This is a genomic window from Pseudomonas sp. EL_65y_Pfl2_R96 (genome assembly GCF_963970905.1).
GTDB lineage: Bacteria > Pseudomonadota > Gammaproteobacteria > Pseudomonadales > Pseudomonadaceae > Aquipseudomonas.
In genome coordinates, this window is sequence record NZ_CAXAQH010000046.1 from 1 (window position 1) to 14,272 (window position 14,272).

Annotated in this window: 15 protein-coding genes and 1 pseudogene; 7 read left to right on the forward strand and 9 right to left on the reverse strand. The window is 58.7% G+C overall.

Translation table 11 applies throughout. The features are described from left to right. Window positions 1-104: 104 nt before the first annotated feature. The 3 genes from AACY49_RS27985 to glsB form a co-directional block, all read right to left on the reverse strand. Window positions 105-1,607: an aldehyde dehydrogenase family protein gene (locus tag AACY49_RS27985; protein ID WP_258696183.1), complete on the reverse strand. Its 1,503-nt coding sequence runs from the start codon at window positions 1,605-1,607 to the stop codon at window positions 105-107. A gap of 83 nt (window positions 1,608-1,690) precedes the next feature. Next, window positions 1,691-2,803: a DUF3616 domain-containing protein gene (locus AACY49_RS27990; protein WP_339527492.1), complete on the reverse strand. Its 1,113-nt coding sequence runs from the start codon at window positions 2,801-2,803 to the stop codon at window positions 1,691-1,693. A gap of 88 nt (window positions 2,804-2,891) precedes the next feature. Next, window positions 2,892-3,800, reverse strand: a complete 909-nt coding sequence (gene glsB / locus AACY49_RS27995) for a glutaminase B (RefSeq protein ID WP_258696185.1) — start codon at window positions 3,798-3,800, stop codon at window positions 2,892-2,894. Window positions 3,801-4,028: 228 nt separating this feature from the next. On the opposite strand from glsB, the gene AACY49_RS28000 reads away from it, so the two are divergent. The 4 genes from AACY49_RS28000 to AACY49_RS28015 all read left to right on the forward strand — a co-directional run bounded on the left by AACY49_RS28000 (window position 4,029) and on the right by AACY49_RS28015 (window position 6,719). Continuing rightward, window positions 4,029-4,163, forward strand: a complete 135-nt coding sequence (locus tag AACY49_RS28000; RefSeq protein ID WP_339527493.1) for a hypothetical protein — start codon at window positions 4,029-4,031, stop codon at window positions 4,161-4,163. A gap of 42 nt (window positions 4,164-4,205) precedes the next feature. Next, window positions 4,206-4,721: an HvfX family Cu-binding RiPP maturation protein gene (locus AACY49_RS28005; protein WP_339527494.1), complete on the forward strand. Its 516-nt coding sequence runs from the start codon at window positions 4,206-4,208 to the stop codon at window positions 4,719-4,721. 47 nt (window positions 4,722-4,768) lie between these two features. Continuing rightward, the gene (locus tag AACY49_RS28010) at window positions 4,769-5,467 is read left to right on the forward strand and encodes a dienelactone hydrolase family protein (protein WP_339527495.1); all 699 of its coding nucleotides are present in this window, start codon (window positions 4,769-4,771) and stop codon (window positions 5,465-5,467) included. Window positions 5,468-5,528: 61 nt separating this feature from the next. Beyond that, a complete protein-coding gene (locus AACY49_RS28015) occupies window positions 5,529-6,719 on the forward strand; it encodes an MFS transporter (protein WP_339527496.1) in 1,191 nt (396 codons plus the stop codon). 44 nt (window positions 6,720-6,763) lie between these two features. On the opposite strand, the pseudogene AACY49_RS28020 reads toward AACY49_RS28015, so the two are convergent. The 4 genes and pseudogenes from AACY49_RS28020 to AACY49_RS28035 all read right to left on the reverse strand — a co-directional run. Beyond that, window positions 6,764-7,021 (reverse strand): annotated as a pseudogene (locus AACY49_RS28020) (ABC transporter substrate-binding protein); the annotation flags it as partial. A gap of 327 nt (window positions 7,022-7,348) precedes the next feature. Then, window positions 7,349-8,707 (reverse strand): chromate efflux transporter, encoded by a 1,359-nt coding sequence (gene chrA, locus AACY49_RS28025; RefSeq protein WP_339527497.1) that lies wholly within the window; start codon window positions 8,705-8,707, stop codon window positions 7,349-7,351. Further along, window positions 8,700-9,644, reverse strand: a complete 945-nt coding sequence (locus AACY49_RS28030; protein WP_339527498.1) for a chromate resistance protein ChrB domain-containing protein — start codon at window positions 9,642-9,644, stop codon at window positions 8,700-8,702. Before AACY49_RS28030 ends, chrA begins: the two co-directional genes overlap by 8 nt. Before the next feature lie 91 nt (window positions 9,645-9,735). Beyond that, window positions 9,736-10,377, reverse strand: coding sequence for an FMN-dependent NADH-azoreductase (locus AACY49_RS28035; protein ID WP_320390923.1), 642 nt, complete (start codon window positions 10,375-10,377; stop codon window positions 9,736-9,738). 105 nt (window positions 10,378-10,482) lie between these two features. Between AACY49_RS28035 and AACY49_RS28040 the strand changes: the two genes are divergently transcribed. Then, complete coding sequence (locus AACY49_RS28040) at window positions 10,483-11,337, forward strand: LysR family transcriptional regulator (protein ID WP_339527499.1); 855 nt, start codon at window positions 10,483-10,485, stop codon at window positions 11,335-11,337. Window positions 11,338-11,513: 176 nt separating this feature from the next. Then, a complete protein-coding gene (locus AACY49_RS28045; RefSeq protein WP_339527500.1) occupies window positions 11,514-11,912 on the forward strand; it encodes a hypothetical protein in 399 nt (132 codons plus the stop codon). A 209-nt stretch (window positions 11,913-12,121) separates the two neighbouring features. Here the strand turns inward: AACY49_RS28045 and AACY49_RS28050 are convergent, their stop codons facing one another. Continuing rightward, window positions 12,122-12,835, reverse strand: coding sequence for a tetratricopeptide repeat protein (locus AACY49_RS28050; protein WP_339527501.1), 714 nt, complete (start codon window positions 12,833-12,835; stop codon window positions 12,122-12,124). 220 nt (window positions 12,836-13,055) lie between these two features. On the opposite strand from AACY49_RS28050, the gene AACY49_RS28055 reads away from it, so the two are divergent. Beyond that, window positions 13,056-13,217, forward strand: coding sequence for a DUF2986 domain-containing protein (locus AACY49_RS28055; RefSeq protein WP_258696198.1), 162 nt, complete (start codon window positions 13,056-13,058; stop codon window positions 13,215-13,217). A gap of 747 nt (window positions 13,218-13,964) precedes the next feature. Here AACY49_RS28055 and AACY49_RS28060 read toward each other — a convergent pair. After that, a complete protein-coding gene (locus AACY49_RS28060) occupies window positions 13,965-14,216 on the reverse strand; it encodes a hypothetical protein (RefSeq protein ID WP_339527502.1) in 252 nt (83 codons plus the stop codon). Window positions 14,217-14,272 lie beyond the last annotated feature (56 nt).

The following is a 14,272-nucleotide window of genomic DNA, read 5'->3' on the forward strand; positions in this document are numbered from 1 at the left end:
TGCGCGCGATGAATGCACCGCGGTTTTTCAGGTATTACGCGTCATCGTTCTTCGCGGGCAAGCCACGCTCCCACAGGTTTGCGTGGCTGTTTTGGAGTACCGTCTCAGCGTTTGACCGACAGATCCGTCTGGGTCATGCGGCTACGAATCGTGAACACACCATCGCCCGAGAGAATCGCGCTGCGCGCAAACAGCCGGCCGCTCTCCCAGTTCGAAAGCCCCAGTTCCGGCTTGTTCAGCGCGTACTGTCCGTCGACCCAGCGGGTAATCCCGTTGCCGACAAAAGGCGCGTTGACCGCGTTGTAGAAACGCTCCTGCGCCAACGCATCTTCACTGATCAGCGACACGGTGAATTGCGGGCTGTAACGGTTGAACAAGGCGATGGCCTGGTCCAGGTCGTCGACGACTTGCAGGCTGACTTCCGGGGTTTCTTCCCATTCCCACTCGCGGCCCAATTGGGCCTCGGGCAGCGGTTCGGCCAGCGCTTCGGTCTGATAGCCTTCGGCGCGGTACACCTCAACGCTCGCGGTCCGCCAATCGCCAGGCAAATGCTGTTCGCTGCCCTCGACGATATGTAGCTTGCAGCCCTGGCCCCGTGCGGTGCCGGCCTGTTGCAGTGCGTCGAGAAACAGCGGCACCAGTTCGCCAGCGCGCTCGCGCTGGATCAGGCAAACGTTCAGGGTGTTGCAGACTTTGCGGTCCAGCGAGTTGCGCACCACGGCGGCAAAGCGCTGGGCGTCGGCGTGTTTGTCGGCGATCAGCCAAGCACCACCGGTGCCGTGCAGGCTGACGGCGGTACCAGCCTGTTGCGCGATGCTGCCCAACTGGCTGACCGCACGTCCCGAACCACGGGCCACGGCCAGCGACAAGCGCCGGTCGGCGAACATTGCCCAGCCGGCGGCGTGATTGACGCTTTCGACCAGTGACACCGCGCCGCTCGGCAGCCCGGCGTCGGCCAGTGCCGGATTCAACGCATGGGTGACGATGGCCTGGGCGGTGCCCAACGCGTCGCTGCCAATGCGCAGCACCGCCGTGTTACCGGTGCGCAATACACCGGCGGCGTCGGCGAAGACATTCGGCCGGCCTTCGAATACGAAAGCGACGATACCCAGCGGCGACACCACTTGCTCGACTTTCCAGCCGTCGTGCTCGACGCAGCTCACGACCTTGCCACGGGTGGCCGGTGCATCGCGCCAGGCCCGCAGGCCTGCGATCATGTCGCCGCGCATGCGTTCATCGGCCAGCAACCGTGTGGTGGATCGCCCGCGCGCCTTGGCTCGCTCGATGTCGGCCAGGTTGGCGGCCGCAATCAAGGCCCAGCATTCCGGGGTTTCCAGGCGCTGCGCAAAGCGATCGAAGAACGCGCTGATGGCGTGATCCGAAACGCTGGACATCGCGGCGAACGCCGCTTCGGCGCGCTCGATGGCGACCGCCGCCGCTTGCTGGTCCGCCACCGGGATCAGCAACAACTCGCCGCTGACCTGCTCCACCAGCAGATGGTCGCCGGGCTGAAAGCGCGCCGCCAGTTCGGGGCTGACCACAGTGACACGATTACCGGCAAAAGGAATCGGCGTGCCAGCGACTAGACGTTCGAGCGCAAGAGACATGAAACGGTTTCACCATGCAGGAGAGCGGCCAGAAAATGTATAGGAAAATCCGTGGAGCGTCATTCACTGGGGCGCAGTAGCGGTTACTTTTTAGCAAGTCGAAATACATCTTGCTCCAGGCAATTGCGCCCCTGTTTGCGCCACCTGGCGTTCGCGTCATAGACCACCAGCAGCAAGGGCTCTTCTACGCCCGCGGTGCTGACAAAGGTCAGTCCTTCGGCATGATCGCGGCCTTTATCCTCTCCTTGCCCGTAAGGAACCTCCAGGACCGGCGTCAATTGTTCGCTGAAGACAAAACTTTCGCCTGTTGGCCTGGCGCCGTCGAGCCATCGAAATACGCTGACAGGCCCGTCGAGGTTCATTGTCGGCCCGGCCAGGATCAACATGTCGTCACCATCGATGCATAAGTCCCTGACGCCGAGTCCGCCCAACTGGAGAAAATGTTTTCGATATTTTCGCCCCCCAGGCCCGATTTTTTTCAGCGTCAGCGCGTGGACGGCCTTGGGATGGTCTTCCGGTTCGATCTCCAGAACAATGGTCCAGCCCCGCAGCACAGGCCCTCGCAACCCGATAAAAACACGCTTGCCGTTGATCTCGAGACCTTCGGTATCGAACCCGTTGTCCTTGCCGGGAATGTGCAGAAATGCCCCTACATGCTCGTCATCCTTGAGCTCATCGAGCAATTCGTTACCCAGTTGATTGCCGGCCAATTGGGCGGCAACTCGATCATCGCTGGCGGGGCTCTTTACCAAAGTGAACGTCCCGTTTTCTTCGACCACCGGAATCCGGGCCAGGAGAAAACGATTGCCATCGCTGCTGACAGTTGCCAGACGCGCGGCGTTTTTCTTCAGGGACTTGGTGCTGTCGGGCTTTTTCCGTTTCAGGCTGTGAGAACCCACAATCCAGAGATACCCTGTGTCGCGGTCGTAGCTCATGCCTTCCAGGTCTGCTTCAACGAATTCTTCGCCAATCGTCGGGATGACCGGCAGGGCTAACAGGGACGCCAACGAGAACTGTTTGTGCTGGTCAAACAGAAATTCGCCCGCACCGACGGGCTCACGCAGGGTGAGGCGCTCCAGGCTCAAGGATTCATCATTGGCGACCCACAGGGTATTGCCTATCTGGACTACGGCAGACAACCCTTTGCGCAAATGCGTGTCATTGAAGACTAGAAGCGCGGAACCGAATTTCACCATGAAGTCACCCGCTCTTTCACCCGCTCGGGTGAGTCAAAGAATGCCTGCTTCACGGTAGCGGTCATCGAGCGCTAGCCAAGACAGGCCATCAGAACACCGACCAGCCGATTCGCTGACTCAGCAACTCCAGCGCCGCCATGCCAGCGAGGGAGTTGCCGGCGGCGTTCAATTCCGGAGACCAGACGCACACCGTGAATTGCCCCGGCACTACCGCGACGATGCCCCCGCCCACGCCGCTCTTGCCCGGCAGACCGACGCGATAGGCAAAGTTGCCCGCCTCGTCGTACAGCCCGCTGGTGGCCATGATCGAGTTGACTTGCTGAGTCTGACGGGCGCTGAGGATCTGTGCGCCGCTGTGTTTGCAGAAGCCGTCGTTGGCCAGGAAGCAGAACGCCCGGGCCAGATCCACGCAACTCATGCGCAGCGCGCAATGGCTGAAATAGCTGCGCAGCACCGCTTCGACGTCGTTATGGAAGTTGCCGAACGACTGCATCAGATAAGCCATGGCCGCGTTACGCGCGCGGTGCTGGTACTCCGACTCGGCGACCTTGCCATCCACCATGACGTTCGGGTTACCGGACAGTCGGCGGACAAAATCGCGCATCGACAACGCCGGCGCGGCAAAGCGCGATTGATTGATGTCGCAAATCACCAGCGCACCGGCGTTGATGAAGGGATTGCGCGGGCGCCCGCGTTCGAATTCCAGCTGCACCAGCGAGTTGAACGGCTGGCCGGACGGTTCGTGGCCCAGGCGTTCCCATATCGCTTCACCGGAATGCTCGATGGCCTGCACCAGGCTGAACACCTTTGAAATACTCTGCACCGAAAACGGCGTATCGACGTCTCCGGCGCAAAACAGCTCGCCGTCGTTGCCATACACGGCAATGCCCAACTGATTGGCCGGCACCGTGCCGAGGGCAGGAATGTAGTCAGCCACTTTGCCCTGACCGATCAACGGTCGGACTGCGTCAAGGATCTCGTTCAACAGCGCTTGCATGCCGGGTTCCGAAGTCTCGCCCCATGGGATTGCGGGGACACTGTCGCTAGACGTCGCTGGTCGACGTCGGATCACAGTTTTGTATAGGAATGTATCTGTCACGGCCCGGGATACACCAACTTGCACCGGGCGACCTTTCAGACATACCACCCACACACCCGATTGAAACACTCCTGCCGTCCGCTGACCACCGGTAAACCGGGTCGGCCCATGCTCAGGAGTGTTGTCATGATGACTCAAGTCCCCCGTTACCACGGCTGGTCACTGTTTGGCCTGCTGTTTTCGGCAATCGTCATTCGGCTGCCGGGCAAGATCGCGCTGAAGTACAAAAGGCCCGCCAGAAACACGCCATTGACCGAATAAAACCTCAACACCACCCACAATGAACTCCCGGAGCTCAAGCCCATGAACACCTCTATCTCATCGGCCGGCCAAGGCCTGCACCTGACCCTCGACCGTACCGGCAGCTGGATCGCCCCCCTCACCCTGCGGCTGTTTCTGGCCTGGGAGTTTTTCGAGTCAGGCCTGGAAAAATGGAACGGCCAGAACTGGTTCGCCGACCTCCAGGACCGCTTCCCGTTTCCCTTCAACCACGTGACCGCCACGCTGAATTGGGAACTGGCGATGTGGGCCGAACTGATCTGCGCCCTCACCTTGCTGGCAGGCCTTGGGACGCGGCTCTCGGCGATTATTCTGGTCGTGGTCACTGTCGTCGCCACCGCTGCCGTTCACTGGCCGGACGATTGGTCTACATTGAGTGAACTTGCCCAGGGTTATGCCATCAGCAACAAAGGCCACGGCAACTTCAAACTGCCGCTGATCTACCTCGCAGCCCTCATGCCGTTGTTGCTCTCGGGGGCCGGCAAACTCAGCATGGACGCGTTGTTGGCTCGACTCTTCTGGCGGCGCAGTCACCGCTGATACGCCAGCGTCTCGATAACCCACCCAACTTGTGTAAAGGAGCCATCATGAGCGTAACCACCCAATGGATCGAGATCAGCAGCGCCGAGGGCGCATTCGGCGCTTACCTGGCTATCCCACACACCCGTAAAGGGCCGGGGATCGTGCTGATTCAGGAAATCTTCGGCGTCAACGAGCACATCCGCTCGGTCGCCGAGCAATACGCCGCCGACGGCTATCTGGTCATAGCGCCGGATCTGTTCTGGCGCCACGGCCACCGTATCGAACTGGGCTACGACGAAGCCGGCTGGAAACGCGCCGTCGAGCTGATGAACGCCACCGACCGCTACAAGGCCCAGGCCGACATCAAACTGGCCATCGACGCCCTGAAGGCGCATCCGGGGCTGGACGGCAGGATCGCTTCCATCGGTTTCTGCTTCGGCGGCATGCTGTCGTACAACACCGCAGCTAACGGTTTCGTGGACGTGGCAATCGCCTACTACGGCGGCGGCATTCAGAACCAACTGGATCGGGCCGGTGAAATCAAGGTGCCTACGCTGATGCACTTCGGCGAACAGGACCGCCACATTCCCATCGATGCCGTGAAACAAATCGCCGAGCGTTTCGAGTTCAACGACGACGTCGATATCGAGGTTTATCCGGGGGCCGAACATGGCTTCAACTGCTCACACCGTGACAGCTACAACCAGCGGGCGGCGGCTGAGGCGCATGGCAATACGTTGCTCTTTCTCAGCCAGAACCTTTAAGGGCTGATCGCCGGGGTTAGCGACATGAACAATCGGTGAGCATTCAACCCCGGAAGCGAACATGGACAAATACCTCTCAAAGCCCAGACCGACCTCACTGCGTATCCCCTCCACGGTCTGGGCCTTGGGTTTTGTCAGCCTGTTCATGGACCTGTCTTCGGAGCTGGTGCACAGCCTGCTGCCAGTGTTTCTGGTCACGACGTTAGGTGCGAGCGCATTGACCGTCGGGGTGATCGAGGGCATCGCCGAGGCGACCGCGATGCTGGTCAAGATATTCTCCGGCGCCATCAGCGACTTTATCGGCCGGCGCAAAGGCTTGCTGTTGATGGGTTATGGTCTGGCGGCGTTGTCGAAGCCACTCTTCCCCCTCGCGCAGTCGGTAGACCTGGTGTTCACCGCACGCTTTCTGGACCGCATCGGCAAAGGCATCCGTGGCGCGCCGCGCGATGCGCTGGTCGCCGATGTCGCACCCGCCGAAATCCGTGGCGCCTGCTTTGGCTTGCGCCAGTCGATGGACACCGTGGGGGCGATTCTTGGGCCGGTTCTGGCGATCGTGTTGATGCTCTGGCTCGGGCAGATCCATCTGGTGCTGTGGTTTGCGGTGATCCCGGCGGTGATATCGGTGGCGCTGATTGTCGGCGGGGTCAAAGAACCGAGCGATGGTGCTGGCGAACGCGCCTTTCGCTCGCCCATCCACTGGAAGGTTCTGCGGGAGTTTTCACGCAGTTATTGGTGGGTGGTGATCGTCGGCGGGCTCTTCACCCTGGCCCGTTTCAGCGAGGCTTTTCTGGTGTTGAAGGCACAGGAAGCAGGCCTGGCGGCCACCTGGGTGCCGATGGTGATGGTGGTCATGTCGCTGCTTTATGCGGTTTCCGCCTACCCGGCCGGCTGGTTGTCCGACCGGATCAGCCGCACCAAATTGCTGTGTGTCGGCATGGGGCTGCTGATCCTGGCAGACCTGCTGCTGGCGCAAGCGGATTCAATCATGACCCTGCTGCTAGGCGTTGCCCTGTGGGGCCTGCACATGGGTTTCAGCCAGGGCATTCTCGCGACGCTGATCGCCGACACCGCGCCCGAACAGCTCAGGGGCACGGCGTTCGGCCTGTTCAATCTGATCAGCGGCGTGTGCCTGTTGATCGCCAGTGTGCTGGCCGGCGCGCTGTGGCAGACCTCAGGCTCCGCCAGCACCTTCGTTGCCGGGGCGGTGCTGGCGGCTGCGGCGCTGTTGTTGCTTGTGCTGCGCAAGCCCTGATGCCGGTCAATCAAGCCGCGACGCCGGCTTTGTAGCAGACCCGCTCAGCGGCCCTCGCTACCGTGTGCTTCTTCAAAGAAGTAATCCTTCCAGCTGGCGGCCTTGTTTTTCAGCACACCGAGTTCCTGGAGTTTCTCGGCGTAGATAAAGGTGCGCTGTGGCACGACGGTGAAGTCGATTTCAGGGTCGGCGACGATTTTCTCGACCAGTGGCAAGGCCAGTTTCGATTGTTCCACCCGGAGATAGGTCTGGGCGGCGGCGGGCTTATCGGCCTTGATTATTTGCTCGGCCTCGGCGAGTGCCTGTCAGTCAAGGAGCGAAACCTGTGGGAGTTCAGCTGTCTATCGATAGGCCTTCAAAATAAAAACCATCAAGACAGTTGCTCCCACATGGGATCTGCGGTGTCTGCCGGAATGGAAAAGCGTTTTTTATCCAACCGCTCTGGTTTGGACCTTGCACTTACTCCACAAGCCCAGCGACAGAGGCTTTTTAGATCTTTTATGGCCGTCGGACAGCCCCTTATCGTGGCCAGCGTATCCACCTCATGGGACACCTCCTGCCTGGCTCAATAGGCTGGGTGATCTGGCAGGCCCAATGCCCGCCAGAGATCGTTAATCAGTTCGTGCTCTCTAGCGCAGCAGATGCACGGCCAAGCCGGCGAGCGCACAGGCCATCAGCACCTGAATGACGCCACGCTTGAAGCGCAACAGAGCGATTGCCGCTGCAATGGCGATGAATGCAGAGGGCCAGTCAAGGTTGCCGCTGAAGCCCTTCGGCCACAGCACGTGATAACCGAAGAAACACGCCAGATTAAGAATCACGCCGACCACCGCTGCTGTAATGGCAGTCAGTGGTGCAGTGAACTTGAGTTCGTTGTGGGTCGATTCCACCAGCGGTCCACCTGCAAGGATGAACAGGAACGAGGGCAGGAAGGTGAACCATGTCACCAGGGCGGCGGCGACAGCCCCAGCCAGAAACACATGATCGGCACCGAAAACCTGCAAAACATAAGCACCTATGAACCCCACGAAGGCCACCACCATGATCAGTGGCCCTGGCGTGGTCTCCCCCAGCGCCAAGCCATCGATCATCTGAGTCGGCGTCAACCAACCATAGTGACCGACCGCGCCCTGGTAGACATACGGGAGCACAGCGTAGGCCCCGCCAAAGGTGAGCAACGCGGCCTTGGTAAAGAACCAGCCCATCTGGGTCAAGGTACCTTCCCAGCCAAAGAGTGCGGTCAGGAGTCCCATCGGCAATGCCCATAACGCGGCGCCGATCAGTGCGAGCGACGTCAGTTTCAACCAACTGAAACGGGCATGCTCCGGAGGCGGGGTGTCGTCATCGATCAAGGCCAGGCCGAAGGACTTTTTGGCGGCGCTATGGCCGCCGGTTCTGAACTTTTCCGGAGCCAGGCGACCACCGAAGTAACCGATTAATGCCGCCCCCAACACGATCAGCGGGAAGGGAATATTGAACGCGAAAATCGCGGTAAACGACGCCGCCGCTAGCGCCCACAGCCAATTATTCTTCAATGCCCGAGAGCCGATCCGATGCGCCGCCTGCACCACAATGGCTGTCACAGCAGGCTTGATCCCATAGAAGAGTCCGGCCACCACCGGTACTTCGCCAAAGGCGATGTACATCCACGACAAAGCAATCAGGATGAACAGTGAGGGCAGCACAAACAGCACCCCGGCAATCACGCCTCCCCAGGTGCGATGCATCAACCAACCGATGTAGGTCGCCAGTTGCTGAGCCTCTGGCCCAGGCAGCAACATGCAGTAGTTGAGCGCATGGAGAAAGCGTCGTTCCGAGATCCACCGCCGCCGTTCTACCAGCTCCTGGTGCATGATCGAAATCTGCCCTGCCGGCCCACCGAAACTGATAAAGCCAAGCTTCAGCCAGAACCAGAATGCCTCACGCAAACTGATCGCCTCCGGCCTCGGTAGATCCTCTTCAACCGCTGATGCCAACACCTTACTCATTGGGTTGTTCCTCTTTCACAAACTCGGCAAGCAGGCCATCGAAAATGGCGCTCGCAGCAGCCAGCAAATGGTCGTCGTGGCTAATCGTTTCGCGTAGACCTGCCAGTACTCGCTCGATGCCGGCAGCCTCCACTGGCTGAATCCCGCCGACATCAAGGTAATGCACTAACGCCGCGATGCGGTTCAGGCCGGGCTCTTTAAGTTCAAAGCTGGCTTGCAAGGTTTCGAAGGTCACACGGTTGCCGACATGACTGAAAGTCGCCTCATCGAAGTCAAAACCCAGCGCATCGGCCGGACAGTCCTGCGGGCTGTCCAGCCAGAGAATCCGAGCGTGGGGATCGATGAAGCGCCGAATCATCCAGGCACATGCCAGGCGGTCAACCCAGGGACGCTTGCGGGTTGCCCAGACACGACCTTGATAGTCGCCACGGTTGAGTGCCGTTACCGGCTGGTCGCGGCTACGGGGTTCATCGGCAGACAACGCTCTGCTGACGGCCGTCTCAAGCTCCTGTAAAGCGGCGTCTATCTGCTGCTTCGGCTTACCTGGGAAGTAATCGATGTGGGTCAGCTGATCGTAGGTCTTGCGCAGTTTGCGAATGTGTTTGGCGGTGGCCGATGCGTTTTCAGGATGAAGCTGCCCGCGGCATTCTTCGATCTCTGCACGTAGCTTGCTGTAGTCATCACTACGGTCGAACAACTCGACAAAGCGCTGACCCTCCTGATCGACGACGGGCAGGATGTAAGCGGTGCCATTGATGGCCAGGATGTCGCGCTCGACAGACGCCAGAGCTTCGCGACAGACACCGGTATCAGGCAATAGATAGGCACCATCGCGCAGAACCGCCGCACCTGAAGCTTTCAGAGCACGCCAGGCTCGCATGCGCTCGGTGGCGTTCGCGGTGGGTAAACCAAGAATCAGTGCCAGCCAATTTTCCATGTAGTGTCAGCTATTTATTTTGTAGTATTTATTACGCTAACTTCTATTTTGGCGTTTGGAAAGCCGTCCTTTTGAACCAGCACCTGAAGGCTCAGCGACCCAGACTATCTGCCAATCTCCTGGCCTGCCGAGTCGCGGCTTCACGCGCACTGAGGTCAACGTCTTCCCCCAGGATGGTTTTCTCTACAATCACCGAGTGCACATCCGTCACGCCGATAAATTGCAGCCAGGCTTCCACGTAGGGCTTCTGAAAGTCGAAGCGCTCTGCCGGCGTGATCGACTGCGCCGAAAAATCCAGGCCACGGGCGTACATCACCACGGCGGTTTTGTTGTGCAGCATGCCTTCCAGACCGCGCTCCGGGTCGAAGCTGAACAGGATGTCTTTCTGCGACACCAAGTCGATGAAATGCTTGAGTTTGTACGGGATGCTGAAATTCCACAGCGGTACGGACATCACCAGCACATCTGCGCTGTGCAGGTGAGCGGCCAGATCTTTCAGCGTATTCCAGGCGTCTTGTTGTACCGGGGTCAAGGGAGTGCCATTGAGTCCGGCGTATTTGGCCTCCATGGCCAGATCATTGAATTCCGGCAACGCCATGTTCCAAAGGTCGAGGGTGATGATTTCGGTGTCCGGGGTGTTTTCCTGATAGCGCGCAATGAAGCTGCGGGCGACTTCAAGGGAGGCTGAGCGCTGTTTGCGCGGGGAACATTCGATATGCAGAAGAGTAGTCATGGCACGCCTCGGGTGGTGGGAGATTGGGGGGCGGCAAACATTGCAACATAGTTTTATTTGGAATATAAATCACAAATAAATAAGCCATTAATCACAGATCAAACTATGTTCGATACTCTGCTGCTCAAGACATTTGTCACGGTCGTCGATGAAGAAGGCTTCAGCCGTGCAGCCGAGAAACTGCACCTGACCCAGTCTGCGGTCAGTGGCCATGTGCGGCGACTGGAAGAACAGATTGGTAAACCCCTGTTGAGGCGTACCACCCGTTCCCAGCAACTGACGCCCGATGGCGAGCGCCTGGTCGCTTATGCGCGCACGATCCTCGCGCTGAACCGTGATGCCTGGGCAGAACTGACACGCACGCCGTTTCACGGGCGACTGCGGATCGGGGTATCCGAAGACTTCGTCGAATCGAGATTAATGCGCACTTTTCAGGATTTCGCGGCGCAGTACCCTGGGATGGAGATCGACGTGCAGGTGGGCATTCCGGGCATGTTGCTGGCCTTGATGAAGCAAGGGCATCTGGAGTTGGTCATCGGTTCTCTGTGCGAAACCAGCGACGCGGGGCTGCTGCTGTGGCAAGAACCACTGGTGTGGGCCTGGTCGGCGCAGCCCGTCACCCCGTTACCGACGCCGTTGCCGCTGGCCCTGTTTCCCGAGCCGTGCCCTTATCGCGAGATAGCGCTGACACGGCTGGCTCGGGCAGGGATCGCCCAACGAACGGCGATGTTGTGCAGCAGCACGGCCGGATTGCGAGTGGCGGCACTGGCTGGCTTCGCGGTAGCACCCATGCCAGTCAGTCAGTTGGGGCAAGGGCTGGCGGTTCTTGGCGTAGAACAAGGATTGCCGGATTTGCCGGATGCGCAGTTTCGGTTGTTCAGCGCTCCTGAAGCGGATCAGGCGATTGTGGCAGCGGTCACTCAGCTCATTGTGGAGTACTGCTCCACGCGCAGGGCTTAAGAATTATTTTGAGGTCTTGGGTTTACGGTCGTCGATTATTTAAGCAGCGGCGTCCTAGAACTTTTCTCTATTTATCGGTCTATGTGGACAGGCACATCCTCGGTAAGCGCGACCTCGCAGGCTTCCCGCACTCAGATGGCCACACGTCCATTGTCAATCAGAGGTTGTCTTTGCTCATGAAATTCCATGACCCACGGATGGTGCTCTTCGGCCTGTTCGCGCTCGCGACAGTGGGCTCGGCATCAGCAACACCAATGAAGACCTCAACCCCTGTTTTCGCAACTGAAGTCACAACCGTTCAGGCTCCGGTCGAAGCCGCCGGCAACCCTTGGCCAACGTTGGCCAGTATGGCTGGCAAACAGCCAGGTCCATTGCTGGCCCATGACGACCGATACTGGCATGACGACCGTTGGCACGATCGTAGAGACGATTGGCGCCGAGACGACTGGCGTAGAGAGCAGTGGCGTAGAGAGCAGGCCCGTCGAGAAGCTGAACGCCATCGTTATTGGGAACGCCACGAGGATCGGCCCATGCGGCACCGTTACGAGGACGATCACCGCTACTATCGTCGCTAGTGCGAAGCCACGAGATTAATCCGCCTGCAACACGGGCGATGCTCCGCCAACCTGCGACACCAGGTCTCAAACCGGCCTGAAATAGCAGTGATCGCCCATCAGGTTGTAGATATCAGGAAGAAAACGTGGCGGAACAGACGGAAGTCTGACCATTCAATGCGACGGTCGAAGCTGGACCGTCGCCGCCCCCCAGAAGACCACTCAGAAACTCAACCGCGCACCAGGTAGGCTCCCAACGGAACCCGATGCCGCAGCTTCTTGCATTTGCCGGGCGGGGGCTGATGCCCGGGCGGGCGATCAGGAAACCAGATTCGGCATTTACCCGGAGGCGGCCAATGACCGCGGGGAATCTCAACTTCGTCGTACGTGGGCGTTGGCTCGGCGGAAGCCACTTGCAATTCTCCTTCGGGCATTGCGCGAGCGAAGTTGCCAGCGTCGCGCCCGGAGTCCGGAGTGGTTGCGGCCATTTCTGCTTCGCGGAGCCTTTGGGCCTCCTCTTCGAGCCCCTTCTGTACTGCGACCTGGTCCTCTTTGGTGTTGGGTGAGGTACTCGAAGCCTTGGCCTGCTGCGCCGCCTGGATCAATTGGAAGTTGCGGTTGCGTAACTGTAGGTTGCTACCAACCCTCATGTTCGAGCGCACCGCCAACGTTTCAGCCTGCTCGTACTGCCCCTGCTGAAGACGCAACACACCGAGGTAATGCAGCGTCGCGGGATTGCTCGGCTGGATATGCAGGGCGCGCTCCAGCGTGGCAGCGGCTTGGTCCAACTGGCCATCTCCATACTGCCGCGAGGCGGTTTCGATCAGGGTGGTTGATGCGCTGTTACTTTGCGAGGACGCCCTTCGCTCGGCAGCAACCGAACAAAGCGACGCGACGGCGCAGAACGCCAGGATAAGACCCGGCAGAAAAATCTTGGTTGGCATCAGGGGTGGACTCGGCTGATCTCGGACGGCACTGTCGTAAAACAGGCCACCAGCGCTGCTCGGCATCTGCGATACAGGGCCCTCATTGACCGGGCCAGTACCCTGAAGTTCCCGCTGCCACGGCCACTGCCGGGATCCGCAGGTCACCGCAACCGGTATCATTTTTTACCTGGAATTTTAAGCTGGTATCATTCAAGCACTGACAAACCGAGCAGAAAATATGAATCGTCGTAAAAAAATAAATCAGTTATTAAAGGCTAATGCCAAAAAGGCCAGCGCCAAATTGGCACCGAAAAGCAAGACTAAATACATTAGCAAAGCGGACCGATTGAAGCTGGCGGCTGAAGCCGGTCAGGACTCAACCATTTCCGCTGAGAGCTGATCTATGTGGCTTAAGCGCCATCGGAATTTACATATTTGATTGATGTATTCATTCCGATGGCACGTAGCGCGAGGGAGCGGCATGGCCATTTATTCAAGCCGAAGCTGGTTCGCGGCTATGAATCCAGATTCCCCGGGTACATTTGACTGGACGCTTTTGGCCGATTCTGTTGAAAAAGTCGGTTCGCCCAAAACGCTCGAATATTGATGGGTGAAAACACCTCTTTTGCACGCTGCTACGTCAAATCTGAGTCCAATCTCTTCTGCGCAAAACACGGACTTCAATCTCAGACGCGTACTTTTCTGCCATGACTACCAAAGCCGACTTTTTCAACAGAACCCTTTGCAGACATTCATGACGTCCCGAGAGGGCAAAGCGAGCGGCTTGAACCACTTGTTAGGCTGGAATGCTAAAGTTGGATTAGAACGGAGACTACGGATTTACTCTGTCGAAGGACACGAAGGACCATTTCAAGCTGGCTGTGCTGTCATGCGAGGACCGCAACCATGAGGTTTAGATTTGATCCATTCCAGATGCGCCCGCACCCCATTGCGTTGATCAATCGCGTGGAGCGCAGTCGAGTCGACAGGCTTTTCCGCGACTACGTCGAAGCAAGGTTCGCTTATGGACAGAGGACTTTGCCCTGTGCCATAGCGAGGTATTTCCGGCGTCGTGCGCGGCGCGATGCCCATGAGGAAATGAAGCTCATCGAAGCATTACGCCACTGACTGCAGTGCTGAAAGGAGCTTATGGCCATTGCACGTCGTATTTGGAAGAAAGTTCTTCAAGTACCGCATTGCGAAGTTCGTCGCAGGCCCCTACATGGTCAAGATCGGGGCCACCATTGCTCATTGTGTCAATTTCCCAATTGCGTTCAGGAAAAGAGACTTTTCGTAGACGCTCGACTCTGCAAGTGTGAGTTTTATGTGGCCAACGACTCACCAATTCATTGTTGATCACATCAATAAGTTGAGCCTCGGGAATTTGCTGCTTTGCCATGACGAGCTCTCCGGTGATTTTTCCATGGAACACTTCATTCCGGCACTAGTCTCTCC

Coding starts and splice junctions, on each gene's coding strand:
- AACY49_RS28010 (WP_339527495.1), top strand. CDS start 4,769: ATGAGCGTAACCACCCAATGGATCGAGATCAGCAGCGCCGAGGGCGCA.
- AACY49_RS28045 (WP_339527500.1), top strand. CDS start 11,514: ATGAAATTCCATGACCCACGGATGGTGCTCTTCGGCCTGTTCGCGCTC.
- AACY49_RS28030 (WP_339527498.1), bottom strand. CDS start 9,644: ATGGAAAATTGGCTGGCACTGATTCTTGGTTTACCCACCGCGAACGCC.
- AACY49_RS28015 (WP_339527496.1), top strand. CDS start 5,529: ATGGACAAATACCTCTCAAAGCCCAGACCGACCTCACTGCGTATCCCC.
- AACY49_RS28040 (WP_339527499.1), top strand. CDS start 10,483: ATGTTCGATACTCTGCTGCTCAAGACATTTGTCACGGTCGTCGATGAA.
- AACY49_RS28005 (WP_339527494.1), top strand. CDS start 4,206: ATGAACACCTCTATCTCATCGGCCGGCCAAGGCCTGCACCTGACCCTC.
- AACY49_RS27990 (WP_339527492.1), bottom strand. CDS start 2,803: ATGGTGAAATTCGGTTCCGCGCTTCTAGTCTTCAATGACACGCATTTG.
- AACY49_RS28060 (WP_339527502.1), bottom strand. CDS start 14,216: ATGGCAAAGCAGCAAATTCCCGAGGCTCAACTTATTGATGTGATCAAC.
- AACY49_RS28050 (WP_339527501.1), bottom strand. CDS start 12,835: ATGCCAACCAAGATTTTTCTGCCGGGTCTTATCCTGGCGTTCTGCGCC.
- AACY49_RS27985 (WP_258696183.1), bottom strand. CDS start 1,607: ATGTCTCTTGCGCTCGAACGTCTAGTCGCTGGCACGCCGATTCCTTTT.
- AACY49_RS28000 (WP_339527493.1), top strand. CDS start 4,029: ATGATGACTCAAGTCCCCCGTTACCACGGCTGGTCACTGTTTGGCCTG.
- glsB (WP_258696185.1), bottom strand. CDS start 3,800: ATGCAAGCGCTGTTGAACGAGATCCTTGACGCAGTCCGACCGTTGATC.
- AACY49_RS28035 (WP_320390923.1), bottom strand. CDS start 10,377: ATGACTACTCTTCTGCATATCGAATGTTCCCCGCGCAAACAGCGCTCA.
- chrA (WP_339527497.1), bottom strand. CDS start 8,707: ATGAGTAAGGTGTTGGCATCAGCGGTTGAAGAGGATCTACCGAGGCCG.
- AACY49_RS28055 (WP_258696198.1), top strand. CDS start 13,056: ATGAATCGTCGTAAAAAAATAAATCAGTTATTAAAGGCTAATGCCAAA.